The sequence below is a fragment of the Streptomyces durbertensis genome (assembly GCF_014156695.1).
Lineage (GTDB): Bacteria > Actinomycetota > Actinomycetes > Streptomycetales > Streptomycetaceae > Streptomyces > Streptomyces durbertensis.
On the sequence record NZ_WMLF01000890.1, the window covers coordinates 1 to 735 of the forward strand.

Below are 735 nucleotides of genomic sequence, written 5' to 3' on the forward strand. Positions count from 1 at the left end.
GTACGGGCCCTGGACGCCGCCGCGGCCGAGAGCGAACGCGCCGCCACCGAGGGCGAGGAACGCTCCACCGCCCTCCAGGACGTCGCCGAGACCGCGCACCGCGACGCCACCGCCGCCGCGACCGCCGCCCAACGCGCCCGCAGCGAGAGCGAGCACCTGCGGCAGCGCCTCACCGAGCTGGCCCAGGAAACCGAGCAGGCCGTCCTCGCCGGCTGGCTGCCCCCCGACGCGGAAGGCGACCCGGCGCGCGCCGCCCTGGCCGCCGGCGACGCCGCCGCGAGCGCGGCCGCCGCCTGCGAGCAGGCCCGCCAGGCCGCCACCGCCACCGCCGAACGCGACCGGGAGACCGCCGCGGAACTCGGTCGCCGGGAACTGGCCGCCGCCCGCGCCGCCGACGCCGCACGCGCCGCGCAGGCCGCGCACACCGCCGAAGCCGAAGCCGCCGCCGCACTCGGCGCCGAGCCCCGCCTCGTCGAACTCCTCGGAGCGGACGGCCCGCTGACGGCCCAGGAGGTCGACGCGGCGGCCGGGGAACTGATCGCGCTCTTGGAGGAGCGGGTCGGCGGCGCCGAACGCCAGATGTTCGACCTGCGAACCGAGGCCGCCGACGACAACCGCATCCTCGGCGCACTCGGCGACGGCGGACTGCTGCCGCCCAGCCGCGACGTGCTCGACACCGTCGAGTACCTCGGCGAGCACGGCATCCCCGCCCTGCCCGGCTGGCGCTACCTCGCA

At 78.8% G+C, this 735-nt stretch carries 1 pseudogene; it reads left to right on the forward strand.

Annotated features, from left to right (window positions below):
• Positions 1–735, forward strand: a pseudogene (locus tag GL263_RS27510) (hypothetical protein); the annotation flags it as partial.